Source organism: Pseudonocardia halophobica, from assembly GCF_027922425.1.
In the GTDB taxonomy this organism is placed as follows: Bacteria; Actinomycetota; Actinomycetes; order Mycobacteriales; family Pseudonocardiaceae; genus Pseudonocardia; species Pseudonocardia halophobica.
The window spans coordinates 19336-45018 of sequence record NZ_BSFQ01000010.1 but is presented as its reverse complement, the minus strand read 5'-3'; the positions used below and the strand labels follow the sequence as shown (position 1 = coordinate 45018).

23 protein-coding genes are annotated in these 25683 nt (G+C 73.8%); 12 read left to right on the top strand and 11 right to left on the bottom strand.

From position 1 onward, the window contains the following. Nucleotides 1-198 precede the first annotated feature (198 nt). A complete protein-coding gene (gene ggh, locus PKE99_RS14125; RefSeq protein WP_051736501.1) occupies nt 199-1614 on the top strand; it encodes a glucosylglycerate hydrolase in 1416 nt (471 codons plus the stop codon). 63 nt (nt 1615-1677) lie between these two features. Here ggh and PKE99_RS14120 read toward each other — a convergent pair whose 3' ends face one another. The 3 genes from PKE99_RS14120 to PKE99_RS14110 form a co-directional block, all read right to left on the bottom strand. Beyond that, entirely contained in the window at nt 1678-2388 is a 711-nt protein-coding gene (locus PKE99_RS14120) for a sulfite exporter TauE/SafE family protein (protein ID WP_037038762.1), read from the bottom strand. Between the two features lie 423 nt (nt 2389-2811). After that, the gene (locus PKE99_RS14115) at nt 2812-5643 is read right to left on the bottom strand and encodes an aconitate hydratase (RefSeq protein WP_037038763.1); all 2832 of its coding nucleotides are present in this window, start codon (nt 5641-5643) and stop codon (nt 2812-2814) included. A gap of 248 nt (nt 5644-5891) precedes the next feature. Further along, nucleotides 5892-7448 (bottom strand): hypothetical protein, encoded by a 1557-nt coding sequence (locus PKE99_RS14110; protein ID WP_051736502.1) that lies wholly within the window; start codon nt 7446-7448, stop codon nt 5892-5894. Nucleotides 7449-7700: 252 nt separating this feature from the next. On the opposite strand from PKE99_RS14110, the gene PKE99_RS14105 reads away from it, so the two are divergent. From PKE99_RS14105 to PKE99_RS14075, 7 genes are all read left to right on the top strand, one after another. Continuing rightward, a complete protein-coding gene (locus PKE99_RS14105; protein ID WP_051736503.1) occupies nt 7701-9026 on the top strand; it encodes an NlpC/P60 family protein in 1326 nt (441 codons plus the stop codon). A gap of 150 nt (nt 9027-9176) precedes the next feature. Then, entirely contained in the window at nt 9177-10199 is a 1023-nt protein-coding gene (locus PKE99_RS14100) for an AAA family ATPase (RefSeq protein ID WP_369075873.1), read from the top strand. Further along, nucleotides 10196-11149: a DUF58 domain-containing protein gene (locus PKE99_RS14095; RefSeq protein ID WP_037038766.1), complete on the top strand. Its 954-nt coding sequence runs from the start codon at nt 10196-10198 to the stop codon at nt 11147-11149. Before PKE99_RS14100 ends, PKE99_RS14095 begins: the two co-directional genes overlap by 4 nt. Then, nucleotides 11146-12141 (top strand): VWA domain-containing protein, encoded by a 996-nt coding sequence (locus tag PKE99_RS14090; RefSeq protein ID WP_197040381.1) that lies wholly within the window; start codon nt 11146-11148, stop codon nt 12139-12141. The genes PKE99_RS14095 and PKE99_RS14090 overlap by 4 nt, the downstream gene beginning before the upstream one ends. A gap of 46 nt (nt 12142-12187) precedes the next feature. Beyond that, the gene (fabG, locus tag PKE99_RS14085) at nt 12188-12898 is read left to right on the top strand and encodes a 3-oxoacyl-ACP reductase FabG (protein WP_037038770.1); all 711 of its coding nucleotides are present in this window, start codon (nt 12188-12190) and stop codon (nt 12896-12898) included. A 53-nt stretch (nt 12899-12951) separates the two neighbouring features. Further along, a complete protein-coding gene (fabI, locus tag PKE99_RS14080; RefSeq protein ID WP_037038772.1) occupies nt 12952-13728 on the top strand; it encodes an enoyl-ACP reductase FabI in 777 nt (258 codons plus the stop codon). A gap of 28 nt (nt 13729-13756) precedes the next feature. Next, complete coding sequence (locus tag PKE99_RS14075; protein WP_037038774.1) at nt 13757-14794, top strand: ferrochelatase; 1038 nt, start codon at nt 13757-13759, stop codon at nt 14792-14794. A gap of 182 nt (nt 14795-14976) precedes the next feature. Here PKE99_RS14075 and PKE99_RS14070 read toward each other — a convergent pair whose 3' ends face one another. Continuing rightward, a complete protein-coding gene (locus PKE99_RS14070; protein ID WP_051736505.1) occupies nt 14977-15861 on the bottom strand; it encodes an SCO6745 family protein in 885 nt (294 codons plus the stop codon). 64 nt (nt 15862-15925) lie between these two features. Then, nucleotides 15926-17107: an FAD-binding oxidoreductase gene (locus tag PKE99_RS14065; RefSeq protein WP_051736506.1), complete on the bottom strand. Its 1182-nt coding sequence runs from the start codon at nt 17105-17107 to the stop codon at nt 15926-15928. Nucleotides 17108-17177: 70 nt separating this feature from the next. Between PKE99_RS14065 and PKE99_RS14060 the strand changes: the two genes are divergently transcribed. Beyond that, the gene (locus PKE99_RS14060; RefSeq protein ID WP_037038777.1) at nt 17178-18035 is read left to right on the top strand and encodes a LysR family transcriptional regulator; all 858 of its coding nucleotides are present in this window, start codon (nt 17178-17180) and stop codon (nt 18033-18035) included. Between the two features lie 213 nt (nt 18036-18248). Here PKE99_RS14060 and PKE99_RS14055 read toward each other — a convergent pair whose 3' ends face one another. Then, nucleotides 18249-19037 carry an Rv1486c family protein gene (locus PKE99_RS14055; protein WP_037038780.1) on the bottom strand — a complete coding sequence of 263 codons (789 nt, stop codon included), beginning with the start codon at nt 19035-19037 and terminating at the stop codon, nt 18249-18251. A 168-nt stretch (nt 19038-19205) separates the two neighbouring features. On the opposite strand from PKE99_RS14055, the gene PKE99_RS14050 reads away from it, so the two are divergent. The 3 genes from PKE99_RS14050 to PKE99_RS14040 all read left to right on the top strand — a co-directional run bounded on the left by PKE99_RS14050 (nt 19206) and on the right by PKE99_RS14040 (nt 21773). After that, on the top strand, nt 19206-20045 hold the full coding sequence (locus PKE99_RS14050; protein WP_051736507.1) for a DUF3097 domain-containing protein: 840 nt from the start codon (nt 19206-19208) through the stop codon (nt 20043-20045). 70 nt (nt 20046-20115) lie between these two features. Beyond that, nucleotides 20116-20547, top strand: coding sequence for an NfeD family protein (locus PKE99_RS14045; RefSeq protein WP_037038783.1), 432 nt, complete (start codon nt 20116-20118; stop codon nt 20545-20547). Nucleotides 20548-20561: 14 nt separating this feature from the next. Next, a complete protein-coding gene (locus PKE99_RS14040; protein WP_051736508.1) occupies nt 20562-21773 on the top strand; it encodes an SPFH domain-containing protein in 1212 nt (403 codons plus the stop codon). A 150-nt stretch (nt 21774-21923) separates the two neighbouring features. Here the strand turns inward: PKE99_RS14040 and PKE99_RS14035 are convergent, their stop codons facing one another. The 5 genes from PKE99_RS14035 to PKE99_RS14015 all read right to left on the bottom strand — a co-directional run bounded on the left by PKE99_RS14035 (nt 21924) and on the right by PKE99_RS14015 (nt 25661). Then, nucleotides 21924-22700 (bottom strand): energy-coupling factor ABC transporter ATP-binding protein, encoded by a 777-nt coding sequence (locus PKE99_RS14035; protein ID WP_051736509.1) that lies wholly within the window; start codon nt 22698-22700, stop codon nt 21924-21926. Then, nucleotides 22697-23461: a cobalt ECF transporter T component CbiQ gene (cbiQ, locus tag PKE99_RS14030; protein WP_037038786.1), complete on the bottom strand. Its 765-nt coding sequence runs from the start codon at nt 23459-23461 to the stop codon at nt 22697-22699. The genes PKE99_RS14035 and cbiQ overlap by 4 nt, the downstream gene beginning before the upstream one ends. Before the next feature lies 1 nt (nt 23462). Continuing rightward, a complete protein-coding gene (locus tag PKE99_RS14025; RefSeq protein ID WP_051736510.1) occupies nt 23463-23861 on the bottom strand; it encodes a PDGLE domain-containing protein in 399 nt (132 codons plus the stop codon). Further along, nucleotides 23858-24583: an energy-coupling factor ABC transporter permease gene (locus PKE99_RS14020; protein ID WP_051736511.1), complete on the bottom strand. Its 726-nt coding sequence runs from the start codon at nt 24581-24583 to the stop codon at nt 23858-23860. Before PKE99_RS14020 ends, PKE99_RS14025 begins: the two co-directional genes overlap by 4 nt. A 184-nt stretch (nt 24584-24767) precedes the next feature. Further along, on the bottom strand, nt 24768-25661 hold the full coding sequence (locus tag PKE99_RS14015) for a glycosyltransferase family 2 protein (RefSeq protein ID WP_051736512.1): 894 nt from the start codon (nt 25659-25661) through the stop codon (nt 24768-24770). Nucleotides 25662-25683 lie beyond the last annotated feature (22 nt).

The following is a 25683-nucleotide window of genomic DNA, read 5'->3' as shown; positions in this document are numbered from 1 at the left end:
CCGCAGGTCGACGCATCGTGACGCCGCCCTGCTCGTTGACCACCCGTACCGGTGACCCGGACGGCGTAAGGCCTCTGCGGCGACCCCGATGGAGCGAGCGGCGAGGTATTGAGCGGTCGGATACCCGTTGTTACTCTGCAGTTAAGTACCGCTGATACCGATGAGGCGTGGATTTACGCCGGAAGGAAGCACATCCCCGTGAGCACGGAGTCCGACACCGGCAACCATCCGACCGCTCCCTTCACCGCTCCCCCCGGTCCCGGGACGTCGAGCGCGGCGTACGGCACGGCCCTCACCGAGGTCGGGCTCGGCGCCCACGCCGCCGAGGTGCTGCGGACGAACGACATGGGTGGGTGGACCAAGGCGGCCCCGCTGCTCTACCCGCACCAGTGGAGCTGGGACAGCGCGTTCGTGTCGATCGGCTGGGCCCAGGTCGACGTGCGCCGGGCGATGACCGAGCAGGAACGGCTGTTCGAGGCGCAGTGGCGCAACGGGATGGTGCCGCAGATCGTCTTCAACTCGCTGGCCGGCCCGGAGTCGTACTTCCCGGACCCCGCGCGCTGGGCCGTGGAGGTGTCGCCGGAGGCGCCGGTGGGTGTCGCGGAGACCAGTGGCATCTGCCAGCCGCCGGTGCACGCGATCGCCGTGGCGCGCATCTGGGAGATCGCGCTCGGGACCGAGGCCGAGGAGGACGTCCGGACGCAGCTGCGGGCGCTGTTCCCGAAGCTCCTCGCCTGGCACCGTTACCTGGCCGAGAACCGCGACCCGTCGGCGTCGGGCCTGGTCACGACCTACCACCCGTGGGAGGGCATCGACAACTCCCCGCGCTGGGACGGCGTGCTCGGCCGGCTCGAGGTCGGCGAGGTCCCCGCCTACACCCGCCGGGACGTCCAGCACGTCGCCGACGCCGGGCAGCGGCCGACCGACGCGCACTACGACCGCTTCCTCTGGCTGCTCGAGCTGCTCAAGCGGTACCGCTACGACGACGCGGTGATCCACGAGCGCTACCCGTTCCTGGTCAAGGACGTCTTCTTCACCTCGGTGCTGATCATGGCGAACCGGGCGCTGCTGGAGATCGCGGACGTCGTGGGGGCAACCCAGGCGCAGCGCGCCACGATCCAGGGCTGGATCGACCGGGCCCGCGCCGGCGTGGCAGCGGCGACCGACGCCGCGAGCGGGATGGCCTACGACGTCGACCTCGGGACGGAGGCGCCGATCCAGGTCGCCACCTTCGCCGGCATGTCCCCGCTGCTCGACGCCGGCGCCCCGACCGTGCAGCGCGCCCGGGCCCGGGCACTGTTCGACTCCGAGGACTTCGCCGGCCACCCGGATCTGCGCTGGGCGATGCTGCCGAGCACCAGCCCCCGCGAGGTGTGCTTCGACCCGCGCAACTACTGGCGCGGCCCGGTCTGGCCGATCGTCAACTGGCTGTACTGGAAGGGCCTGCGGGACGGTGGCGACACCGCCCGTGCCGCCGCCCTGCGCGAGGCCTCCCTCGACTCGCTGCGCCACGTCGGCTTCGCGGAGTACTTCGACCCGATGACCGGCGAGGCCCTCGGCTCCGCCATGCAGTCCTGGACCGCCGCCGTCGCCCTGGACTGGCTGGCCTCCTGACCCCGTGAGTGCCGACTGCCCCTAGAGGGGCAGTCGGCACTCACGACCCCCGTTGACGTGCGGTTACGTGAACTGGGCCTGGACGAGGAGTGTGACAGCGCCGGCCGCGGCCAGGCCCAGGACGGCCGGGCGCGTCCACCCCCGGTCGAGGATCCGGCGCAGCGGGTTCGACAGCAGCAGGCCGGCGGCCGCGAACGGGACCAGCACCGCGCCCTGCAGCAAATGGGACGCGTCGACCTGGCCGCCGGCGGCGAGGACGCCGAGCGACAACGCGGTGCCGACACCGAAGTAGGCGCCGAGGGTCGCGCGGACCGTTGCGCCGTGCTCGTCCTGGTAGAGGATCGCGACGGGCGGACCGCCGATCGCGGCCGCCGTGCCCGACACCCCGCTGACCGCCCCGGCCACCAGCAGCGCGGGCCGCGTCGGGCGCAGATGCAGCCGGACCAGCGAGGCCGCCACGCACAGCAGCACGGCGACGGCCACGAACGACGCGAAGGCCCGGTACGGCAGCAACGCCACCACGGTCGCGCCGAGCACCGCGCCGGGGACACGCCCGGCCAGCGCCCATCCCACGCCCCGCCAGTCGGCGTCGTGCCACTCCCGCACGAGCTGGAACAGCGCGTGCACGCCCGCGACGACGATCAGCGGCACCGGCACGTACTGCGGGTCCAGCAGCGCCAGCAGCGGCGCGGCCACGAGCGCCAGCCCGAACCCCACCGTCCCCTGGATCACCGCCCCCGCCGCCACCACCAGGCCGGCCCACAGCACCACCACGGGTTCGACCGTAGGTGGTGCGGGCGGTCGGCGGACGACTCGCGCGCCGTGATCGTCGTTCGTGTGCAGTGCAGGTCGTGCTGGAAGCCGCCACCGCACGCAGACGGTGTTCATGATGGGCGGCCCGCGTCGGGCTCGTCGGTGATCGGCGGGAGGGTGCGCACAGGGCTGTGCTCACGGCCCCCAGTGCACGTTGATGACGATCACCGAGGCGCGGCAGGAGTCGGCCCGGTCCATGATCGTCATTTGTGTGCGGTCAGGCTGCGCAGCCGGCCATCAGCGCACGCAGACGGTGATCACCGGTGCGGCGGGAGCCGAGAACGAACGAAGCCCCGCACCGGGATGGTGCGTGGCTCGTTCTCGCAGCTCAGGGCAGGTCGTGAGTGGCGACTGCCCCTCTAGGGGCAGTTGCCACTCACGGGGTCAGGAGGCGAGCATGCCCCGGAGCACGTACTGCAGGATGCCGCCGTTGCGGTAGTAGTCCGCCTCGCCGGGGGTGTCGATGCGGACGACCGCGTCGAACTCGACCTTCCCGCCGTCCGCCTTGGTCGCGGTGACCTTGACGGTGCGCGGGGTGGTGCCGTCGTTCAGCTCGGTGATGCCCGCGATGTCGAAGGTCTCGGTGCCGTCGAGGCCCAGCGACGAGGCCGACTCGCCCTGCGGGAACTGCAGCGGGATGACGCCCATGCCGATGAGGTTCGAGCGGTGGATGCGCTCGAAGGACTCGACGATGACGGCCTTGACACCCAGCAGCGCGGTGCCCTTGGCCGCCCAGTCGCGCGACGACCCGGAGCCGTACTCCTTGCCGCCCAGCACCACCAGCGGGGTGCCCGCGGCCGCGTAGTTCTGCGCGGCGTCGTAGATGAACGCCTGCGGGGCGCCGTCCTTGGTGAAGTCCCGGGTGTAGCCGCCGGAGACGTCGTCGAGCAGCTGGTTGCGCAGCCGGATGTTCGCGAACGTCCCGCGGATCATCACCTCGTGGTTGCCGCGGCGCGAGCCGAAGGAGTTGTAGTCCTTCTTCTCCACGCCGTGCTCGTCGAGGTACTGCGCGGCCGGGGTGCCCGGCTTGATCGCGCCGGCGGGGGAGATGTGGTCGGTGGTGACCGAGTCCCCGAGCAGCGCGAGCACGCGGGCGCCCGAGATGTCCTCGACCGGCGCGGGCTCCGACGCCATGCCCTCGAAGTACGGGGGCTTGCGGACGTAGGTGGACTCCTGGTCCCACTCGAAGGTCCGGCCCTCCGGCGTGGGCAGCGAACGCCACCGCTCGTCGCCGCGGAAGACGTCCGCGTAGTCCTTGGCGAACATCTCCTCGGTGATGGCGCCGTCGATCGTCGCCTGGACGTCCTCGGCGGACGGCCAGATGTCGGCGAGGAAGACGTCCGTCCCGTCCGTGTCCTTGCCCAGCGGCTGGGACTCGAAGTCGAAGTCCATCGTGCCGGCCAGGGCGTACGCGATGACCAGCGGCGGGGACGCCAGGTAGTTCATCTTGACGTCCGGGTTGATCCGGCCCTCGAAGTTCCGGTTGCCGGACAGCACCGAGACGACGGCGAGGTCGGCCTCGTTGACCGCCGCCGAGACCTCCTCGGGCAGCGGGCCCGAGTTGCCGATGCAGGTGGTGCAGCCGTAGCCGACCAGGTGGTAGCCGAGCTTCTCGAGGTAGGGCCAGAGGCCGGCCTTCTCGTAGTAGTCGGTGACGACCTGCGAGCCCGGCGCCATCGAGGTCTTGACCCACGGCTTGACCGCGAGGCCCTTGTCGACGGCGTTCTTGGCCAGCAGGGCCGCGCCCAGCATGACCGACGGGTTCGACGTGTTGGTGCAGGAGGTGATCGAGGCGATCACGACCGCGCCGTGGTCGATCTCGAACTCCGCGCCGCCCATGGTGACCTTGGTGGGCTTGCTGACCCGCCCACCGGAGCCGGCGGCGGCCGAGATCGGCGCGTGCGGCTTGCCGGCGTCGCCGTTGCCGTCGTGCGCCGGGGAGGCGGGGTCGCTGGCCGGGAAGGACTCCTCGCCGGCCTCGTCGACCGTGGAGCCCGACGACGCGGCGTCGTCCGGGTCGGTCTGGTCCGGCGTCGAGGCGTAGTCCGCCAGGGAGGACCGGAACGCCTCCTTGGCCTGCGACAGCTCGATGCGGTCCTGCGGCCGCTTCGGGCCGGCGATCGACGGGACGACCGTCGACAGGTCCAGCTCGAGGGTCTCGGAGTACTGCGGCTCGGCCTGCGGGTCGTGCCAGAGGCCCTGCTCCTTGGCGTAGGCCTCGACCAGGGCGACCTGCTCGGCGGAGCGGCCGGTGAGCTTGAGGTAGCGGACCGTCTCGTCGTCGATCGGGAAGATCGCGGCGGTGGAGCCGAACTCCGGGCTCATGTTGCCGATGGTGGCGCGGTTGGCCAGCGGCACGGCGCCGACGCCCTCGCCGTAGAACTCGACGAACTTGCCGACCACGCCCTGCTTGCGCAGCATCTCGGTGATCGTGAGCACGACGTCCGTGGCGGTGGCACCCGGCGGGATCTCGCCCGTCAGCTTGAAGCCCAGGACCTTCGGGATGAGCATCGAGACCGGCTGGCCGAGCATCGCGGCCTCGGCCTCGATGCCGCCGACGCCCCAGCCCAGCACGCCCAGGCCGTTGACCATCGTGGTGTGCGAGTCGGTGCCGACCAGGGTGTCCGGGTAGGCCTGGCCGTTGCGGGCCATGACGGTGCGGGCCAGGTGCTCGATGTTGACCTGGTGCACGATGCCGGTGCCCGGCGGGACGACCTTGAACTCGTCGAACGCGCCCTGGCCCCAGCGCAGGAACTGGTAGCGCTCGCGGTTGCGCTCGTACTCGAACTCGACGTTGCGCTCGAACGCGTCCGGCCGGCCGAAGATGTCGATGATCACCGAGTGGTCGATGACCAGCTCGGCCGGGGCGAGCGGGTTGACCTTCGACGGGTCACCGCCCATCTCGGTCACGGCCTCGCGCATGGTCGCCAGGTCGACGACGCACGGGACGCCGGTGAAGTCCTGCATGATCACGCGGGCGGGCGTGAACTGGATCTCGGTGTCGGGCTCGGCCGTCGGGTCCCAGTTCGCCAGCGCCCGGATGTGGTCGGCGGTGACGTTGGCACCGTCCTCCGTGCGCAGCAGGTTCTCCAGCAGCACCTTGAGGCTGTAGGGCAGTTTCTCCGAGCCCTCGACGGCCGAAAGCCGGAAGATCTCGTACTCGCTGCCCCCGACCCCGAGGGTCCCCTTGGCTCCGAAGCTGTCGGTACTGGCCACTGTTCGGCTCTCCTCCTGGTGGCGTGGTGGGCGCGTCTTCTCGGGTGTCCCGCGGGAGTCTCGCGCACCGTGGGCTCCACGGCAGCGTGACCCCCGTCCCGCCCCAAACAGTACGCCTGTCCTATATACGGGGTCGAGGCAGGGGGTCGCAGGTCACGGGCGTACCCCGAATTCGCCCGGGAACGCACGACGGCCGGCGGCGCGGGTGCGCCGCCGGCCGTCGCGTCGGGTGGGGGATCAGGCGGGGATCAGTTGCCGGCGATCAGGGCGTCGAGATCACCGGGCTGCAGCGCGCCGAGCAGGTCGGCGTAGAGCTGCACGACGGTCTGGCCGGGGGAGACGTACCAGGACCCGCCGTCCTCGGACGTCACCACCTTGACGTCGAGCACGGCCGTGGCCAGCCGCGGCGTGAGCTCCTGGAGGGCGGGCGAGGTGCCGACCTGGGCGCCGACGAGCGAGCCGAGCTGGTTCGCGCACAGCTGCGGCGGTGCACCCTCGACGCCGCTGATCGTCACGCAGTCGCCGGTGCGGGTCACGGTGACCCGGGCGCCGCTGCCGTCGTCGACGGTCACGCTCGCCAGCGACAGGGCGGTGTGCCCGCGGACGTCCGTCTCGGTGGTCTGCAGGTCCACGATCTTCGCCCCGGTGGGCTGCGCGGCGGCCGCCCCGTCGACGAGGGCGGGCCCGGCGTCGTGCAGGGCCGCCATCTCGGTCGGGTCGGTCAGCTCGACGACCCGGCGGACGTCGGCGTCGAGCGCGGCCTGGACCAGGTCGCGGACGGCGTCCTGGGCGGTGGTGGCCCCGCGGGCGTCGATCGACGTCGTGGGCCACGGCTCCACGGCGTCCTTCAGCGCGTAGTCGGCCGCGGTGTAGAGGCCGCTGACGTACCACTCGCCGCCGACCTGCACGGTCGCGATCCGGATCGGCTCGCCCTGCTCGCGCACGACCTGTGCGATGTCGATCGTCTCCGGGACGTCCGCGGGCGGGGCCCCGTTCGGGTAGACCTTCGCCTTGAACGAGTCGGTGAAGGGCAGGCTCGCCGGGTCCTGCGTGGTCGTGATGGTGCCGGCGACCAGCTTGGTGATCGTGACGTTCGGGCGGACCTGCTCGGCGCCGGCCTCGTCGAACCGCAGCCCGGCGAAGGTCACGGTGTCGAGGCCGGCGTCGGCGCGGGCGTCCGGCCGCAGCACCTCGAGACGCTGCAGCTCGGTGGTGAGCACCGAGCTCAGGTCGGTGAGCAGGGTCGCCTCGTTCGGTGCGATGCGGCTGTAGGCGCGCAGGTAGTCGCGGCCCTCCAGGTCCGCGGCCAGCGCGGTGACGGCGGCGTTCGGGCTGCTCGTGCCGCCGCTGCCGCCGAGGAACGTCCACGCCGCCAGGCCGCCGCCCGCCAGCAGCACGACGACCGCGACGATCGCCGTGATCAGCGGCCACCGACGCTTCTTCCGGGGCGCCCCGCCGTCGCCGTACCCCGGCGGCGGCCCCCAGGCCGGCGGCTGACCGCCGCCGTACTGCGGCGCCTGCGCCGGGTAGGCCTCGGTGGGGTACTGCGGGGTGGGGTACTGCGGGGTCGGGTAGTGGGGGGCCGGGTACTGCTGCGTCGAGCCGGGCTGTGCGGGGTGCTGCGCCGGGTACCGGGCCGTCCCCTGCCCCTGCGGCGACCACCCCTGCCGGTACGGGTCCGGGGCCGCGCCCGCGCCCGGGCCTTGCGCCCACTGCCGGTCCGCCCCCTGCGGGTCGGCCCACCGGGGGTCGGCCGGGTCCGGGCCGCCCGGCACCGCGCCGGGTCGGTGTCCGCCGTCGCTCACTGTTCCCACCCCTCGTCGGGCACCCGGGACCGGATGCGTCCGGAGGATCATGGTGGACGTGCCGCTGTCCGAACAGGGTGGAAGTACCGAGATGCGGTGCTCCGTCCGGAGCAGCGCCCGCCCCGCCCCGGCGGTGCCGCAGTCCACCGAGTGGTGGAAGTTGCCGGGCCGTACCGGCGTGGCGACCGGGCGTGACGACCCGGCGGTGCCAGGGTGCCGACCATCCAGTCGATCACCGGTGGGGGGAGAGCGGTGCGGATCGCGCGAGGGCTGCTGCTGGTCCTGCTCGTCGCCCTGCTCACCGTCACCTCGGTGACGACCGCCGGTGCCGCGCCCGACCCGACCCCGCCGCCGAACCCGAGCAACGAGGACCTGCAGCGCAGCCGCGACGCCGTGAGCGGACGGGCCGCCGACGTCGCCCGACTGACCCAGCGGCTCTCCGAGCTCCAGGCGGAGGCCGACGACCTGCAGATCCAGGTCGCCGAGCAGCACGAGTCCGCCAACCAGGCGCTCGACGTGCTGACCGGCGCCCAGGCCGAGGCCGACGCCGCGGCCGCCCGCGCCGACTCGGCCCGCGCGCAGACCCAGGCCGCGGGCAAGGCCGTCGACGCCGCCCGCACCCGGCTCGACGACTTCGTCGCCGGCACCTACTCGCAGGGCCTCGACCTCGGCCCGATCGGGCTGCTCACCACGGCGACCGGCCCGCAGGACCTCGTCGACCGGGCCCAGCTCACCGACGCCCTCGCCCAGCAGCAGGCCGCCGCGCTCGACGGGCTCGAGCGCGCCCGCGTCCAGCAGGCCAACGCGGACTCCACCGCGCGGAAGGCGCAGGAGGAGGCCGAGCAGCGCCGGCAGGCCGCCGCCGAGGCCAAGACCGCGGCCGACCAGGCCCTCGCCGGTGCGCAGCAGGCCGCCGACGAGCAGGCTCAGCGGCTGCGGGCGGTGACGGGCGAGCAGGCACAGGTCCAGGCGCAGCTCGACGCCGCGGAGAACGCCGACGCCGGGCTCCGCGCCCAGCGGCAGCGGTTCCAGGACTGGCAGCGGGCGCAGGAGGAGGCCGAGGCGGCCCGCCAGCGCGCCGCCCGCGAGGAGGCCGCCTCCCGGGCCGGCTCCTCCGCCTCGGCGCCGCCGCCGACGACCCGGCGGACCGGATCCGCTGCGGTGCAGACCGTGATCGACCGGGCGATGGCGCAGCTCGGCGTGACCTACGCCTGGGGCGGCGGGACGGCCCGCGGCCCGTCGCGCGGCATCCGCGACGGCGGCGTGGCCGACAGCTTCGGCGACTACCGCAAGGTCGGCTTCGACTGCTCCGGGCTGATGCTCTACGCCTTCGCGGGCGTCGGGGTGAAGCTGCCCCGGTACAGCGGCAACCAGCACGCCTTCGGCGACCAGGTCCCGCTCGCGCAGATGAGGCCCGGCGACATGCTGTCGTGGGCCCGCAACGGCCGCGTATACCACATCGCCCTCTACATCGGGAACGGCAAGATGATCGAGGCGCCCTACTCCGGCGCGTCGGTGAAGATCTCGCCAGTGCGGTACTCGGGTGGGCTGCTGCCGACCGTCGCTCGGGTGATCTAGGAACGCCGTCGCGCCCCGCTCACCCGTAGTTCACGGGGTGTCCGGTGTGATGGTGCGGTGAGCGTGCAGCCATCCCCCGAGTCGACGCCGCCCTCCGGTACCCCGGCGGTCCCCGCCGCCACCTCCACCCCGAAGGACGACGCCGAGCTCCTGGAGCGCGCGGTCTTCGAGATCAAGCGCGTGATCGTCGGGCAGGACCGGCTGGTCGAGCGGATGCTCGTCGGGCTGCTCGCCAAGGGGCACCTGCTGCTGGAGGGCGTCCCGGGCGTCGCGAAGACCCTCGCGGTGGAGACGGTCGCGAAGGTCGTCGGCGGCACGTTCGCGCGCCTGCAGTTCACCCCGGACCTCGTCCCCTCGGACATCCTCGGCACCCGGATCTACCGGCAGGGCCGCGAGGAGTTCGACGTCGAGCTGGGCCCGGTCGTCGCCAACTTCGTGCTGGCGGACGAGATCAACCGCGCCCCGGCCAAGGTCCAGTCGGCGATGCTCGAGGTCATGGCCGAGCGGCACCTGTCGATCGGCGGCCGCACCTTCCCGATGCCCGACCCGTTCCTGGTCCTGGCCACGCAGAACCCGATCGAGAACGAGGGCGTCTACCCGCTGCCCGAGGCGCAGCGGGACCGGTTCCTCTTCAAGATCATCGTGGAGTACCCGGGCGTCGAGGAGGAGCGCGAGATCGTCTACCGGATGGGCGCGACGCCGCCGGTGGCCGAGCAGATCATGGAGCCGGCGGAGCTGGTCCGGCTGCAGGGCGTGGCCTCGCAGGTCTTCGTGCACCACGCGCTCGTCGACTACGTCGTGCGGCTGGTCGTGGCCACCCGCACCCCGGCGGACCACGGCCTGCAGGACATCGCGGGCTGGGTCTCCTACGGCGCGTCGCCCCGCGCCACGCTCGGCATCGTCGCGGGCGCCCGCGCGCTCGCGCTGGTCCGCGGCCGGGACTACGTGCTGCCGCAGGACGTCCTCGACGTCGCGCCGGACGTGCTGCGCCACCGGCTCGTGCTGTCCTACGACGCCGTGGCCGACCAGGTCCCGATGGAGCACATCCTCCAGCGCGTGCTGCAGACCGTGCCGCTGCCGCAGGTCACCGCCCGGCCGCAGGTGCAGCCCGCGCCGGCCGCACAGCCGGCACAGCCGACGGCCGCCTATCCGCCGGCGCCCGGTCCGTCGTGACGGCCCCGAGCCCGGCGGGCCCCCGCACGGGCCGTTCCCACGGCCCGCCGTCGTTGCGCGGGGGGAACCTCGAGGCGGCGCTGCGCACCCTGGAGCTGAGCGTGCGCGGCCGGCTCGACGGGCTGCTGCAGGGCAACCACCTCGGTCTGCTGCCCGGGCCCGGGTCCGACCCGGCGGAGGCGCGTCCCTACCGGGCGGGCGACGACGTCCGGCGGATGGACTGGGCCGTCACCGCGCGGACCACCGAGCCGCACGTCCGCGAGACCATCGCCGACCGCGAGCTCGAGACGTGGGTGGTCGTCGACCTGTCGCCCAGCCTCGACTTCGGCACCGCGGACTGCGAGAAGCGCGACCTGGCGGTCGCCGCGCTGGCCGCCGTCGCGCACCTGACCCGCGGCGGCGGGAACCGGATCGGGGCGATCGTCTCGACGGGGGCGGAGACCGTGCGGATCCCGGCCCGCGGTGGGCTCGCCCACACCCGCAGCGTGGTGCGCCGGGTCGCCGAGGTGCCCCGGGCCGGGGACGGCACGCGCGGCGACCTCACCGCGGCCCTCGAACAGCTGCGCCGCCCGCCGCGCCGGCGCGGCCTCGCCGTCGTGATCTCGGACTTCCTCGGCGAGCCGGACTGGGAGCGGTCGCTGCGCGGCCTGAGCGCCCGGCACGACCTGCTCGCCGTCGAGGTCCTCGACCCGCGCGAGCTGGACCTGCCCGACGTCGGGACGGTCGTCCTGGCCGATCCGGAGACCGGCCGGCAGCGCGAGGTCGAGACCACGCCGCTGCTGCGCCGCGAGTACGCCGCGGCCGCGTCCGAGCACCGCGACGAGGTGGCCGACGCGCTGCGCCGCTGCGGGGCCGCGCACCTGCGGCTGCGCACCGACTCGGACTGGATCTCCGACATCGTGCGGTTCGCCCTGGCCCGCAAGCGGACCTGGTCGGGGGGCGGGCGGTGACGTTCTCCTCGCCCTGGTGGCTGCTCGGGCTGCTGGTCGTCGCCGCGGCGGTGGCCGGCTACCTGCTGCTGCAGCGGAGGCGGCGCCGGGACGTCGTCCGGTTCACCAACCTCGAGCTGCTGGAGAAGGTCGCCCCGAAACGTCCCGGCTGGTACCGGCACCTCCCGGCGGCGGCGCTGATCACCGCGCTGGCGGTGCTCACGATCGCGCTCGCCGGGCCGCAGGCCGAGGCCAAGGTCCCGCGCAACCGCGCCACCGTGATGCTGGTGATCGACGTGTCGCTGTCGATGCAGGCCACGGACGTCGAGCCCACCCGGCTCGCGGCCGCGCAGGCCGCGGCGAAGTCGTTCGCCGACCAGCTCACGCCGGGGATCAACCTCGGGCTCGTGTCGTTCGCCGGCACCGCCGCCGTGCTCGTCTCGCCGACCACGGACCGCACCGCGGTCAAGCGGGCCGTCGACAGCCTGAAGCTGTCCGAGTCCACGGCGACCGGTGAGGCGATCTTCGCGTCGATGCAGTCGATCGAGTCGTTCTCGCAGTCCGTCGCGGGCGCGGGCGGCACCGGCACCGAGGACGCGCCCCCACCCGCCCGGATCGTGCTGATGAGCGACGGCAAGCAGACCGTCCCCGGCCCGGACGGGGAGAACGAGCCGCGCGGCGCGTTCACCGCGGCCCGGCAGGCCGCCGAGGCCAAGATCCCGGTCTCGACGATCTCGTTCGGCACGGAGTACGGGACGATCGACATCGAGGGCGGGCGCACCCGCGTCGCCGTCGACGACGCCTCGATGAAGCAGATCGCCGACCTCTCCGGGGGCCAGTTCTTCACCGCCGCGAGCGAGGACGAGCTGCGCCGGGTATACGCGGACCTGTCCGAGCAGATCGGGTACGAGGTGCGCCGCGTCGACACCAGCAGGCCGTGGCTCGCCGGCGGGGCACTGCTGCTCGTGGTCGGTCTCGGCAGCGGGCTGCTGCTGGGCCGCCGCCTGCCGTGACGCGTGTCGCGGCCCCGCGGACGCCCGTGCACTAGGTTCTGTGCCCGTGGGTAGGAGCGTGCTGGTCACCGGAGGAAACCGCGGCATCGGCCTGGCGATCGCGGAGGCGTTCGCGGCCCAGGGGGACCAGGTGGCGGTGACGTACCGCAGTTCGGCGGAGGGGCTCCCCGGGGAGCTGCTGCCGGTGCAGTGCGACGTCACCGACGCCGCCGCCGTCGACGCCGCGTTCACGACCGTCGAGGAGAAGCACGGGCCGGTCCAGGTCCTCGTCTCCAACGCCGGGATCACCGACGACGGGCTGCTCATGCGGATGAGCGAGGACTCGTTCACCTCGGTGCTCGACGCCAACCTCACCGCCGCCTACCGGGTCGCGAAGCGTGCCTCCCGCGGGATGCTCAAGGCCAGGGGCGGCCGGATGATCTTCATCTCGTCCGTGGTCGGGCTGCTGGGCAGCGCGGGGCAGGTCAACTACGCCGCCTCCAAGGCCGGGCTGGTCGGGCTGGCCCGCTCGGTCGCCCGCGAGCTCGGGTCGCGGGGCGTCACCGCCAACGTCGTCGCCCCCGGGTTCGTCGACACGGACATGACCCGCGCGCTCTCCGACGACCGGCGCGCCGAGATCACCAAGCAGGTCCCGCTGGGCCGCTACGCCTCCGTCGAGGAGGTCGCCTCGGCCGTGACCTGGCTCGGCTCCGAGCAGGCCGGCTACGTCACCGGGGCCGTCATCCCGGTCGACGGCGGCCTCGGCATGGGCCACTGAGCGTCACCTCCCCGAACTCCCCGAACTCCCCGAACGACGGCGAAAGGGTCCTGATGGGACTGCTCGAGGGCAAGAAGCTGCTGATCACCGGTGTGATCACCGACGCGTCGCTGGCGTTCCACGCGGCGAAGATCGCGCAGGAGCAGGGCGCGGAGGTCGTCCTCACCGGGTTCGGCCGGATGCGGCTGGTCGAGCGGATCGCGCAGCGGCTGCCGAAGCCCGCCCCGGTCGTCGAGCTCGACGTGTCGAACCAGGAGCAGCTCGACTCGCTGGTCGAGCGGGTGTCCCCGCACCTGGGGGACTCGCCCTCGCTCGACGGGGTGCTGCACTCCATCGGGTTCGCGCCGGCGTCCTGCCTGGGGGAGGGGGCCTTCCTCAACGCCCCGTGGGAGGACGTCGCCACGACCATCCAGGTCAGCGCGTACTCCTTCAAGTCCCTGTCGACGGCGCTGCTGCCGCTGCTCGGGCCGGGCGCGTCGATCGTCGGGATGGACTTCGACAACCGGCAGGCCTGGCCGGCCTACGACTGGATGGGCGTCGCCAAGTCCACGCTCGAGTCCGTCACCCGGTACCTGGCTCGTGACCTGGGACCGAAGGGCATCCGGGTCAACCTGGTCGCCGCCGGCCCGGTGAAGACCATGGCCGCCAAGTCCATCCCGGGCTTCTCGGCGTTCGAGGACAACTGGGACTCCCGCGCCCCGCTGGGCTGGGACGTCACCGACCCGGTGCCCGTCGCCAAGACCGTGTGCGCGGTGCTGTCGGACTGGCTGCCCACCACCACCGGCTCGATGGTGATGGCGGACGGCGGGTTCCACGCCGTCGGGGTGTGACGCGCGGGGCCCACTGGCGCGCGGTTGAATGAGGCCCGTGGGTTCCTACGACGCGCTGCTGTTCCTGTCCTTCGGCGGTCCCGAGGGGCCGGACGAGGTGCGCCCGTTCCTGGAGAACGTGGTGCGCGGCCGCGGCGTGCCGCCGGAGCGGCTCGACGCCGTCGAGGAGCACTACCAGCACTTCGGCGGCGTCTCGCCGATCAACGCCCGCAACCGGGAGCTGATCGCGGCGATCCGGTCGAGGACGGACCTCCCGGTGTACTTCGGCAACCGCAACTGGCACCCGATGGTCGAGGACACCGTCGCGGAGATGGCCCGGGACGGCGTGCGCAACGCGCTCGTCTTCGCCACCAGCGCCTACGGCGGCTACTCGGCCTGCCGGCAGTACGACGACGACATCGCCCGCGCCCGCGCCGCCGTCGGCGACGGAGCACCGCACCTGACCAAGCTGCGGCACTTCTTCGACCACCCGCTGTTTGTGGAGGCCAACGCCGACGCGGTGCGGGCCGCCCTCGCGACCGTGCCGGAGGGGGCGCGAGTCGTGTTCACGGCGCACTCCATCCCGGTGGCCGCCGACGCCGCCGCCGGGGTGCCGGAGGAGGGCGGGCACCGGTACTCGCGGCAGATCGCCGAGGCCGCCCGGCTGGTCGCGGCCCAGGTGGGGATCACCGACTACGACGTCGTGTGGCAGTCGCGGTCCGGCCCGCCGCAGATCGCGTGGCTGGAGCCGGACGTCGTCGACCACATCGAGGCGCTGCACGAGAAGGGCGTCGAGGCGGTCGTCGTGGCGCCGGTCGGGTTCGTGTCCGACCACATCGAGGTCATCTGGGACCTCGACAACGAGGCCGCGGAGAAGGCGGAGGAGCTGGGCATGGCCTTCGCCCGCGCCGCCACCGCCGGCCCCGACCCCCGCTTCGCCGACATGGTGGTGGAGCTGATGGCCGAGCACCTGGTCGACGCGCCCGCCCGATCCCTCGGCGGGGTCGCGCGGGCGGGCTGCACGACGGACGGCGCCCCCTGTGCCGTCACCTGCTGCGAACCGGTCCGCCGCCCCACCCGCCCGTAGCCGGCCCCGCGAGTCGGCAGTTCCGGCACCGCGAGTCGGGAGTTCCGGCACCGCGAGTCGGGAGTTCCGGCACCGCGAGTCGGGAGTTCCTGCACCGCGAGTCGGCAGTTCGGGAGTCCGAACCACACCCCGGAGGGTCCTGGGATGTCAACTCGGGTCGCCCGGAACCGCCGACTCGCGGGTCACTCGGGCTTGCGGATGCCCAGCGTGCTGACGGCCGGGAGCAGTCCGGACTGCGCGATCTTCGCGGTCAGCGGCCCGACGAGCTGCGGGAGCCGCGCGATCTCCGGCATCCCGACGGCGGCGTAGGGCTGGGCGGCGAGCGCGTCCGTGCGGGCCTCGACCCGCTCGCGCAGCGCCCGCCCGGCCTCGGTGGCCACGCCGTCGTCGTCGAGCAGGCCCCGGGCACGCAGCCGCTCGGCCGCGGCCTCCCACTCGTCGTCACTCCAGCCGCGGCTCGCGAAGGTCTCCCGCGGCGCGGCCCCGACGGCGGCGAACGAGACCAGCGCCTCGCACGGGTCGAGCTCCGCGTCGAGCAGGGCGGCGACGTGCCCGTCCCCGCGGTGCTCGCGCAGGATCGTGGCGGCGTGCCAGAGCCGCAGCAGCGGCTCGTCCGGGGCGTGAGGTTCCGCGTTGGCGGCCGCCAACGGCCGGCCCGCGGTCACGGCCGCCTCGGCCGCCCGCCACGCGAGCTCGGCGGCCTCCGTGGTGGCCGGCGCGTCGGCGAGCGGGCCGAGCAGCGCGCGGAGCCCGGCGTCGACGCCGCGGAGCCGGGCGGCGAGGACGTCGTCGGGCGAGGACGTGGCCCAGGCGCTCCGCATGTGCTCGGCCACCATCGCCGGGCTGAAGCTGTAGAAGGCCGAGGTCACGACCTTCGCGCCAGGCCGGCCGAGCGGCGCGGCCCGCAGCGGGAAGTACGACGGCCAGCGGGTGGCGGTGTCGAAGCCGAGCGCTGCCACCTCCGCGGCGACCTCGGGTGCGTAGTAGAGCACCGCGTGCACGGGCTCCAGGACCTGCCAGTTCCCCCGCACCAGGGGCGTGGGGACGGTGGTCGTCAGGACGGACATCGCGAGCTCCCTCCTCGAACTAGGCACTGACAAGACTGGCGCGACCGAGAGAACTTGTCAATGACTAGTTCGGAGCGGTGAGGCCGTAGGCGAAGGTCCACGCCCGGCCCAGGTCGTCGGCGGCGAACGGGCGGAACAGCTCCCGGTGGAGCGCGCGGGCGGCCGGCTCGTCCGGGCCGTCGAGGATGGTGATGGCCCGGAGCAGATATCCGGCCTCGCGGAACGCGGCGGGCACGGTCCGGCCGCGCGTGTACGCCCCACCCAGGCGACGCACCTCCACCACGGAGGGGACCGGCGCAGCCGGGCCCGTCAGAGCCGGGATCGCCCGCAGCCCGTCGCCGTCCAGCGTGCGGAGCAGGCGGCCGTCGCCGGCGTAGGGCTCGGGTTCGGTCGGGTCGTGGTGGATCGTGTGCGACTCCGCCACCGGGAGCCACCCGAGCCGCTCGTGGAGCACCGGCGCCAGCTCGCGCAGGGGTCCGACGAGACCGTCGACGTCCGCGGTGGCGGCGACCGTGATCATGGCGATGTGCCGGCCGCGGAACGGCGGGGGCATGGCCGGGTCGTCGGGGAAGGGCACGAGCGAGATCCCGGTCGTCACCTCCTCCGGCAGGTCCGCGCTCCAGGCGGCCCAACCGTCGAGCACGACCGGCGTGAGCTCGAGGGCGAGCGAGCCGCCCCAGACCTCGCTGAGCTCGACGAGCTCGGTCTCGACGGCCGTGATGACGGTGCCGTCCTTCGGCAGGTGGTCGAGCTCGACCACCTCGCCGGAGGTCGTGACGCCCTCGACCCGACCGATCCGGTCGGCGGCGAACCCGAAGGTGCGGCCGAGCAGACCGAACCCGCCGCCGAGCAGGTAGCCGACGACCCCGACGCCGGGGGAGCTGCCGCTGAGCGGCGCGAGGCCGTGCGGAGCTGCTGCGGCAACGACGTCGCCCCACGTCGCACCCGCCTCGACGCGGGCGCGCCGGGTCGTCGGGTCCACCGTGACCGTGCACATCCGACGGGTGCTGACGAGCAGTCCGCCGTCGAGCGGGGTGGCGAGGCCGTGCCCGGTGGACTGGACGGCGAGGTCGAGCCCGTGGTCGCGGGCATGGTTGACGGCGGCACGGACGTCGGCCGGGCTCGAGGCGACGACCACGAGGTCCGGACGGTGCGTGCGGGCGGCCTGGAACCCGCCGCGCTCGGCGTCGTAGCCGGGGTCGTCGGGGCGGAGGACGGTGCCGGTGAGGGTGCTGGTCGTGGACATGGCTCCACCCTCGGCCGGCTTCGACCAGAAGTCCAAGAGATGGATTGTATCTCGACTAGCATGCGCGGTTATGGAGCTGCGTCACCTGCAGTATCTGGTCGCCGTGGTCGAGGAGGGCACCGTGACGGCGGCGGCCGCCCGCCTGCACGTCGCCCAGCCCGGAGTGAGTGCCCAGCTCAGACAGCTCGAGCGCGAGCTCGGCGAGCCACTGCTGACCCGGACCTCCCGTGGGGTCACGCCGACGGCCGCGGGGGAGGCCGTGCTGCCCTACGCCCGGGCGGCGCTCGCGGCGGTGGAGGGGGCCCAGCTGGCCGTCGACGAGCTGAAGGGCCTGGTCCGCGGGCGGGTGGCGGTCGGGATGGCGCCGTCGCTGGCCGCGACCGACCTGCCGGACCTGCTCGCGGAGTTCCGCCGGGCGCACCCCGCGGTCGAGATCTCGCTGCGGGAGGGGACCTCGGAGGCGCTGCTCGCGCAGCTGGTCGCGGGGGAGGTGGACCTGGTGTGGGCGGGTGTCGCGGGCGATCCGCCGCCGGGCGTCGCGACGCGGACGATCACCGAGCAGCCGTTGGTCGCCGTCGGGCTGGACGCCGACGAGGTGGGGCTGGACGAGCTGCTCGACCGGCCCCTGATGTGCATGTCGCCGGGGACGGGGCCGCGCGGCGCCTTCGACGCGGCGTGCGCGTCGGCCGGCGTGCGCCCTCGGGTCGCCTTCGAGGCGGGGGACCCGCTGCTGCTCGCGCGGCTGTCCGCGCGCGGCCTGGGGGTCGCGGTGCTGCCGGCGAGCGCGATCCGCGCGGCGGGGCTAGACGTCGGGGCCGCGCGACTGGTGCCGGAGGTGCGGAGCCGCATCGAGCTGGCGTGGCGGGCGGGCGGTCCCAACGGACCTGCGGCGCGGGCCCTCATCGCCGCGGCGCGGGCCCGGAGCTGAGCCCCGCGAGTGGGCATTTGCGGGCCACCGAACGACACATGTCGGGAGCGACGGAGATGTGCCTCTCGGTCGCCCGGAACTGCCGACCCGCGGTGCCGGAACTCCCGACTCGCGGTGCCGGAAATCCCGACTCGCGGTGCCGGAAATCCCGACTCGCGGTGCTGGAAGTCCCGACTCGCGGGACCGGGCTGTCGAACCTCGGAGCTCGTCGCCTTAAGGGGTGGGGGCGTAGGTGCGGACCGCTTCGGCGACCGCGGCGCGGCGGGCGATCCGGACGGCGGTGTCGAGGGGGCGGAGGGCCTCGCGACGGGCGGTGGCGGCGGAGGCCGAGAGGGCACCGCCGGGCTCGTCGGCGGAGGCGGCGGCGAGGATCGCCTCCACCTCGTCCGCCTGCTGCAGCACCCGCAGCGCGCGCCCCGGCATCCCGGCGGGCCAGTGGGTGGCCGGCCGGGCGCGCAGGGCGGCGGCGATCTCCTCGCGCACCCCGGGCCGGTGCCGGGCGACGCCGAGCTCGGTGAGGAGCGACGTCGACTGCCGCACCTGCGACCGCAGCTCGTGCTCGGCCTCCGCCAGCGGCACGTACTCCGCGGGCGGCACCGGCGCGGGAACGGTGTGCACGGTCCAGCGCAGGACGCCGTCGGCGATCGGGCTCGGCACCACGCCCAGCCCCGCCTCGCCGTACAGTACGCCCTCTCCGGCGGCGATGGCGGCGGAGGTGAAGGACCCGGGCCCGGGCAGGCCGCGGATGTCGCCGGCGACCGGGAGCACCAGGCGGCCGGCGCCGCGCGGTGCCCGGCGCAGCGCCGCGAGCAGGAAGGTCAGCGACGAGACGGGCGCGCCCGGGGCGGGGAGGTCCGTGGCGGCGGCGGTGGCCTCGTCGGCGGCGACGACGTCGTGCGCCTCGGCCCAGGGGGTGAGCGCGTCGAGCACGTCGTCCGGCGCGGCGGACCCGGCCAGCCAGGCCGAGGACCACACCGCGAAGGTGGCGGAGGAGCGGGGCACGAACGCCAGGCTAACCACGGGCGACGGGAACCCGGCCTCTGCCGTGCGGGTGACGCTGCGTGACGTTCGGTGAACGGCGGCCGGTCGGCCGCGGGGGTGATGCACTCTTCGGGCGCCCCTCCGCGTGTCGCCCGCGACCCGATGTGCCCCTTGGGATACAACCCGGACATGCCCGCACCCCGCACGCACGACTACCACGGCGCGTTCGGCGCCGACGGGACCCGGGTCCGCACGCGGAAGGAGATCCCGGAGGTCCCCGCCGAGCCCGGTCTCGTGGTGGAGGACCCGGCGAGCGGGTTCTGCGGCGCGGTGGTGAAGGTCGACGTCCGCGAGGTCACCCTCGAGGACCGGTTCGGCGCGCGACGGGTGTTCCCCCTGCGCCCGGCGGCCTTCCTGCTCGAGGGTCGCCCGGCCACCCTCGTGAAGCCCGCGGCCGCGCCGACGGGGCCGGTCCGCTCGGCGTCGGGCTCGGTCCGGGTGGAGAACCTGAAGGCGCGCACCGCCCGTGCGGCCCGCATCTGGGTCGAGGGCATCCACGACGCCGCGCTGCTCGAGACCGTCTGGGGTCACGACCTGCGGGTCGAGGGCGTGGTCGTGGAGCCGTTGCACGGCGTGCACGACCTCGCCGCCGCCGTCCGCGAGTTCGGTCCGGCCCCGCACCGGCGGCTCGGGATCCTCGTCGACCACCTCGTGGCCGGGAGCATGGAGACCCGCCAGGCCGCTTCCGTCATGAACGATCTGGCTGCCGGGCCGAACGTGCTGGTCACCGGCCACCCGTTCGTCGACGTCTGGGAGGCGGTCAAGCCGCAGGCCGTCGGGATCCGGGCGTGGCCGAAGGTCCCGCGCGGCAAGGACTGGAAGACCGGCGTGTGCGAGGCGCTGCGCTGGGGCGAGCCCGCCGACGGCGCCCGCCGCGTGCTCGGCGCCGTGAAGTCCTTCCGCGACCTGGACTCCTCGCTGATCGGCGCCGTCGAGCAGCTGATCGACTTCGTCACCCAGGAGGGCTGACCGCGACCGTTGTGCGACCGAAATGATCATTTCGGCCACCTCGGTCCGTGAGCTCTGCCATCCTGGGGCCATGGTTCCGCTGATCTGGTTGATCGCCGGGATCGCCCTGCTCGCCGGCGAGATGCTGGCGGGGGAGTTCGTGCTGCTGATGCTCGGCGGCGGGGCGCTCGTCGCGGCGGGGGGCTCGGCGCTGCTCGGCCTGGGGTGGCTGGGCAGCACACTGCTGTTCGCGATCTCCTCGGTGCTGCTGCTCGCGGGGGTGCGGCCGGTGCTGCGGCGCAAGGCGCAGAAGTCGGTGGAGGGCTACGTGCACCACACCGACAAGATCGTCGGGGGGCCGGCGGTGGTCTCCCGGCGGGTCGACGGACACGGCGGCCGCGTCCGGATCGGGCCGGACGAGTGGTCCGCCCGATCCTTCGACGGCGAGCAGGTCATGGAGCCCGGGGACCGGGTCACGGTGGTGCGCATCGAGGGCGCCACCGTGCTCGTGCTCGCCGAGTAGACGGGGGAAGGGACATGGAGACGGTGAACGTCGGACTGCTCGTCGTGGTCGTGCTGATCGTGATATTCGTGATCATCACGCTGGCGAAGGCGGTGCAGATCATCCCGCAGGCGACCGCCGCGGTGGTCGAGCGGCTCGGCCGGTACAAGACCACGCAGGACCCGGGGCTCGCGTTCCTGGTGCCGTTCGTCGACCGGATCCGGGAGCGGATCGACCTGCGCGAACAGGTCGTGTCCTTCCCGCCGCAGCCGGTGATCACGCAGGACAACCTCACGGTGAACATCGACACCGTCGTCTACTTCCGGGTCAACGACCCGAAGTCCGCGGTGTACGAGATCTCGAACTACATCACCGGCGTCGAGCAGATCACCACGACCACGCTGCGCAACGTCGTCGGCGGGATGACGCTGGAGGAGACGCTCACCTCCCGGGACCAGATCAACAACGTGCTGCGCGGCGAGCTCGACGACGCCACCGGCCGCTGGGGCATCCGCGTCGAGCGCGTGGAGATCAAGGCCATCGACCCGCCGCCGTCGATCCAGGAGTCGATGGAGCGGCAGATGAAGGCGGACCGCGAGAAGCGGGCCATGATCCTCACCGCCGAGGGCCAGCGGGAGTCGGCGATCCGCAGCGCGGAGGGCCAGAAGCAGAGCCAGATCCTCACCGCCGAGGGTGCCAAGCAGGCGGCGATCCTCAACGCCGAGGCCGAGCGGCAGTCCCGGATCCTGCGGGCGCAGGGTGAGCGGGCGGCGCAGTACCTGCGGGCGCAGGGTGAGGCGAAGGCGATCGAGAAGCGGTTCGCCGCGATCAAGGCCGGCCGCCCGACGCCGGAGCTGCTCGCCTACCAGTACCTGCAGACCCTCCCGCAGATGGCGGCGGGCGAGGCGAACAAGGTGTGGCTGGTGCCGTCGGACTTCGGCAAGGCGCTCGAGGGCTTCACCAAGATGCTCGGCGCGCCCGGCGAGGACGGCGTCTTCAAGTACACCCCCTCGCCCGACGACGGCGTGCGCTCGGTCCCCGAGGAGGACGAGGAGTCCGTCAAGGACTGGTTCGACACCACCGGGGACCCCGAGATCGCGCGGCAGGTCGCGGCGGCCACGGCCGAGGCGACCCAGCACGTGCCGGCGATCGGGGAGGAGGCGCGACCCGCGCTGGGCACCGGGGGGCTCCCGCCCAACGGCGTCCCCGCCCGCGGCGACTGGTCCGAGGAGGCCCCGCCCCGCTGACCGGCATCATGGAACCATAATGCGCGGCCAACTGGATCACTCAGCGCATTATGGTTCCACAACGCCTCCCAGGCGGCCCATTCTGAGCATTATGGTTCCATAACGCGACGAAAGCCGGTCGGAATCCGCACTATGGTTCCATAATGCGAATCAGGACAGGGCGAAGCCGAACGGGAGCTCCAGGCGGTGCCGCTCCAGCAGGGCGCGGTCCGCGAGGAGCTCCCGGGTCGGCCCGTCGGCCACGACCACGCCGTCGTCGAGCACCACGCTGCGCGGGCAGAGCTGCAGCGCGTAGGGCAGGTCGTGGGTGACCATCAGCATGGTCCGGCCCAGCCCGAGCAGCACCTCCGCGAGCTCGCGGCGGGCGACCGGGTCGAGGTTCGACGACGGCTCGTCGAGCACCAGGATCTCGGGGTCGCAGGCCAGGACGGTGGCCAGCGCGACCCGGCGGCGCTGCCCGCCGGAGAGGTGCAGCGGCGAGCGGTCGGCGTGCTCGCCCATCCCGACGGCCGCGAGCGCCTGGTCGACCCGCTCGGCGAGCGCCGGCCCGCTCAGCCCGAAGTTGGCCGGCCCGAAGGCGACGTCCTCGCGGACCGAGGGCATGAAGAGCTGGTCGTCGGGGTCCTGGAAGACGATCCCGACCCGGCGCCGGATCTCCTGCACGTGCTCCTTGCTCACGGGCAGTCCGCCCACCTCGACAGTGCCCTCGCCGGGGACGAGGATCCCGTTGAGGTGCAGCACCAGGGTGGTCTTGCCGGCGCCGTTGGGCCCGAGCAGGGCGACCCGCTCGCCCGGCTCGATCCGCAGGTCCACGCCGTGCAACGCCTGGTGGCCGTCCGGGTAGGCGAACAGCAGGTCCCGCACGAGGAGGGACGGCGGCGCGGGGACCACCGCGTCGGCGGCGGCCAGCGGGTCGGCCCGGGTCATGCGATCACCCATCCGGTCACGGCCAGCGCCGCGGCGACGGCGACCGGCGCCAGCCCGGTGGCCCAGTCCCGCCGGGTCGTGCGGTTCTCGGCGAGGACCGGCATCGCGCCCGTCCAGCCGCGGGACAGCATGGCGAGGTGCACCCGCTCGCCGCGCTCGTAGGAGCGCACGAACAGCGCGCCGACGCCGCGGGCGGTCGCACCGGCCTGCCAGAGGAACCGCGGGTCGTGCCCGCGGGCGACCCGGGCCAGCCGCATCCGCCGGGCCTCCCCGGCGATCACGTCGACGTACCGGAGCATGAGCGTGGCGATCGTGGTGACCAGCGCCGGGGCGCGCAGCCGCTGCAGCCCTACGAGCAGGTCCCGCATCGGCGTGGTGGCCGCCAGCGTGAGCGAGGTGAGGACACCGAGCGTGCCCTTGACCAGGATGTTCCACGCGCCGAGCAGCCCGGGCTCGGAGAGCGACATCCCGAGCCACTCGATCCGCGGGTCCGGTCCGGTGATGGGCAGCAGCACGGCGAGCACCACGAACGGCAGCTCGATCACCGAGCGGCGCAGGATCCAGCCCACCGGGATGCGGGCCGCGACCCAGACGCCGAGGAGCAGCACGAGGTAGCCGGCGAAGACCGGGAAGGCCTCGCGCGGGGTCGCGACCACGCACACCACGCCGAGGAACGCGGCGACGATCTTCACCTGTGGCGGCAGCCGGTGGACGGGGGAGTCGCGATGCAGGTGCAGCGGGTGGGCGTGTCCCGCGCCCACGTCAGTCGTCCTCGGGCTCGGCGGACCGGGCGGACCGGGCGGACCGGGCGGACCGGGCGGACCGGGCGGACCGGGCGGACCGGGCCAGCACCCGGAACAGCACGAAGGCCACGCCGAGGGTCACCAGCACGCCCACGACGCCGGCGATCCCGACCGTGCCGTCGCCGCCGAACACCGAGTAGTCCGCCAGCGGCGAGCCCGAGGTCGCGTGCTCGCCGGCGTTCTGCGCGATGCACGTGCCGTCGAGCTGCTCGCCGCCCCCGGTCTCGGTGACCTGGCAGCCGTGCAGCGCGACCGTGTCCAGCCCGTCGGGGCTGGAGCTGGCGAAGTAGGAGAGCCCGCCGGCGACGAGCAGGGCGACCACCAGGAAGCCGAGGAGGAACCCGCGCCGCCCGTTCACGCCGCACCCCCGGCGGCCGGCGTGGCCGGCGCGGACCTGCGGACCAGCGGTGTCGCCGTGCCCCGCAGCAGGTACACGAGGTCCGGCCGAACGGCCGCGACGGCGCCGACGGTCGCGGCGGTGATCACGCCCTCACCGACGCCGATCAGCGCGTGCAGGCCGACCATCAGCGCGAACACCGTGCCGAGCCCGGCTCCGCCGCTGCCGCCGATGGCGTACTCGATGACGAAGCCCAGCGAGGCGATCACCGTGTTGACGAAGGCGGCGACGAACGCCGTGGCGACCAGGCCGCTGCGGCTGCGCCGGGCGACCCGGCGCAGCAACAGGGCCACGCCGTAGCCGGTGAAGACGCCGATGAGCGCCATGTTCGTGATGTTCGTGCCCAGCGCGGTGAGCCCGCCGTCGGCGAACAGCAGCGCCTGGACGAGCAGCACGATCGCGATGCACACCGTGCCGACCCACGGGCCGACGAGGATCGCGACGAGGGCGCCGCCGAGGAGGTGGCCGCTGGCGCCGGGCAGGATCGGGAAGTTGATCATCTGCACGGCGAACACGAACGCGGTGACCAACCCGGCCATCGGCGCGGTGCGCTCGTCGAGGTCCGCGCGGGCGCGGACGAGGCAGAGCACGAGGCCGACGACGGCCACGGCCCCGAAGACGAGCGAGGTCGTGGCGTTCACCAGCCCGTCGCTCATGTGCATGGCGGTGACCATGGTGACCATGGAGGAGACCTCCCGGGTGCCGAGGGGAGCGCCGGACACGGCGCCGCCCCCATCTCAACGCGTCGGCGAGGCAATCGCAAACAATGTGCGGGAGCGAGACCGGTGCGACTGTCCGGTCGGAGGGGCCGGCCCGCCCGACGGGCAGGTCCGGTCCGGTCGGTCCGCCGCCGGCCGGGGTCCGGGGTCAGGCCGCGGCGAGCGCCCGCTCGCGCTCCCGCTCCTCGCGCTTCTCCGAGCGCGAGGCCAGCACCGACAGGCCGGCCCGCCGCAGCGCACCCACGGGCGCGAGCACCGCGCCGACCAGCCGGTCGAGCGCACGGACCTCGTAGGCGGGGGAGTCGCCGAGCTCGGCGACGATCGCCGTGTGCTCCCCGCGGACCCGCTCGGCGTAGCCCGGCTGGCGCGGGCCGCCGCTGATCCGCACGGCCGCGAGCGGCTCGGGCCGTCCGAGGAAGTCCCCGTGGTGCAGCAGGCGCAGCCAGCAGTCCAGGTCGAGCAGCTCGTCCCGGCGGCCCCGCCAGCCGCCCGCCGCGGTGAAGCTCTCCCGCCGGAACGTGACGTTGCACGCGTCGCCGACCAGGTTGCTGCGGCTGCGCACGATCTTGCGGGCCACCTCGTCGCCGCTGCGGGTGCCGATCAGTCCGTTCAGCCCGCGGCGGGGGACGAGCACCCGGCTCTTGTCGTCGACGACGTGCCGGCGGGCCGCGACGAGCGTGAGGCCGGGGTCGTCGAGCAGCGGCTGGGTCTGCAGCTCGAGGCACCGCGGGTGCAGGATGTCCCCGTCCGTGATCGTCTTCACGAGCGGGGACCGGCTCAGCGCCACGGCCCGGTTGCGGGCCTCGGCCCGGGGGAGCCGCTCGCCCGTCCGCTCCACCCGGATGCGCGGGTCGGCGAAGGAGCGCATGATCTCGTGGGTCGCGTCCGTGCTGGCGTTGTCGAACAGCACGAGCTCGAACTCGGGCTCCGTCTGCTCGAGGACCGAGCCGATCGTCTCGGCCAGGTGCCGCTCGCCGTCCGTGACGGCCGCGGCCACGGACACGGTGGCCTGGTAGGCGCCCGGGAAGCCGGCCGCGGTCACCGGGCGCCCGGTTCCCGCTGCT

What these genes read in the sequence shown, in the direction of transcription:
- fabI (WP_037038772.1), top strand. Translation starts at nt 12,952, where the DNA reads ATGGGACTGCTCGAGGGCAAGAAGCTGCTGATCACCGGTGTGATCACC.
- PKE99_RS14075 (WP_037038774.1), top strand. Translation starts at nt 13,757, where the DNA reads ATGAGGCCCGTGGGTTCCTACGACGCGCTGCTGTTCCTGTCCTTCGGC.
- PKE99_RS14070 (WP_051736505.1), bottom strand. Translation starts at nt 15,861, where the DNA reads ATGTCCGTCCTGACGACCACCGTCCCCACGCCCCTGGTGCGGGGGAAC.
- PKE99_RS14065 (WP_051736506.1), bottom strand. Translation starts at nt 17,107, where the DNA reads ATGTCCACGACCAGCACCCTCACCGGCACCGTCCTCCGCCCCGACGAC.
- PKE99_RS14060 (WP_037038777.1), top strand. Translation starts at nt 17,178, where the DNA reads ATGGAGCTGCGTCACCTGCAGTATCTGGTCGCCGTGGTCGAGGAGGGC.
- PKE99_RS14050 (WP_051736507.1), top strand. Translation starts at nt 19,206, where the DNA reads ATGCCCGCACCCCGCACGCACGACTACCACGGCGCGTTCGGCGCCGAC.
- PKE99_RS14045 (WP_037038783.1), top strand. Translation starts at nt 20,116, where the DNA reads ATGGTTCCGCTGATCTGGTTGATCGCCGGGATCGCCCTGCTCGCCGGC.
- PKE99_RS14040 (WP_051736508.1), top strand. Translation starts at nt 20,562, where the DNA reads ATGGAGACGGTGAACGTCGGACTGCTCGTCGTGGTCGTGCTGATCGTG.
- PKE99_RS14035 (WP_051736509.1), bottom strand. Translation starts at nt 22,700, where the DNA reads ATGACCCGGGCCGACCCGCTGGCCGCCGCCGACGCGGTGGTCCCCGCG.
- PKE99_RS14020 (WP_051736511.1), bottom strand. Translation starts at nt 24,583, where the DNA reads ATGGTCACCATGGTCACCGCCATGCACATGAGCGACGGGCTGGTGAAC.